This is a genomic window from Burkholderia sp. 9777_1386 (assembly GCF_015712265.1).
Taxonomy (GTDB): Bacteria; Pseudomonadota; Gammaproteobacteria; order Burkholderiales; family Burkholderiaceae; genus Burkholderia; species Burkholderia cenocepacia.
The window spans coordinates 1-1,085 of sequence record NZ_JACCQB010000132.1 but is presented as its reverse complement, the minus strand read 5'-3'; the positions used below and the strand labels follow the sequence as shown (position 1 = coordinate 1,085).

Here is a 1,085-nt window from a genome sequence, read left to right as displayed (position 1 = left end):
TTCGTGAAGCTCTTCATCGCTTCCTGCACGCCCTCCTTGTAGCCGAGCCCCGAATCCTTCACGCCGCCGAACGGCGTCAGTTCGAGCCGATAGCCGGGCACTTCGCGCACGTTCACGCTGCCGACTTCCAGCTCGGTGATGAAGCGCGTGATGTGGTCGAAGCGGTTCGTGCACACCGACGACGACAGCGCGTAGTCGGTGCTGTTCGACATCCGGATCGCCTCGTCGATATCGCGAAAGCGCATGATCGGCGACACCGGCCCGAAGGTTTCGTGCTTGACCAGCGGCATGTCGGGCGTCACGCGATCGACGACGGTCGGCGAATACAGCGCGCCGTCGCGCACGTTGCCGACCAGCAGCCGCGCGCCGCGCGCGATCGCGTCGTTGACTTGCTGCTCGCAGAACTTCGCCGCCGCTTCGTCGATCACCGTGCCCATGTCGACCGACGGATCGGACGGGTTGCCGTACGACCAGGCGCGCGTCTTCTCGACGACGAGCGCCGTGAAGCGATCGGCCACCGCCTCGTGCACGAGCATCCGCTTGATCGCCGTGCAGCGCTGCCCCGAATTCTTGTACGAGCCCGACACCGCGAGCGTGCTCGCTTCGTCGAGATCGGCGTCTTCCATCACGATGATCGGATCGTTGCCGCCGAGTTCGAGCACCGCGCGCCGGTAGCCCATCCGCGCGGCGATCGACTTGCCGATCGACACGCCGCCGGTGAACGTGATCAGGTCGATCGCCGGGTTCGTGATCAGCTCGTCGGCGATTTCCTTCGGGTCGCCGGTGATCACCTGCAGCATCTGCGGCGGCAGGCCGGCTTCGTACAGGATGTCCGCGAACAGATAACACGACAGCGGCACCTTCTCCGACGGCTTCACGACGATCCGGTTGTTGGTCGCGACCGACGGCACGATCTTGTGCGCGACCTGGTTCATCGGGTGGTTGAACGGCGTGATCGCCGAAATCACGCCGAGCAGCGGATCGCGCTGCGTGTACACGCGGCGCTTCTTGCCGTGCGGCGTCAGATCGCACGAGAAGATCTGCCCGTCGTCCTTCAGCACTTCGCCGGCGCCGAACGTGAGCAC

Annotated in this window: 1 protein-coding gene; it reads right to left on the bottom strand. The window is 65.3% G+C overall.

All coding sequences use genetic code 11. From position 1 onward, the window contains the following. Positions 1–1,085 (bottom strand): phosphonoacetaldehyde dehydrogenase (gene phnY / locus H0X91_RS34685; RefSeq protein ID WP_196433821.1); only part of this gene is annotated, 1,085 nt, incomplete at both ends.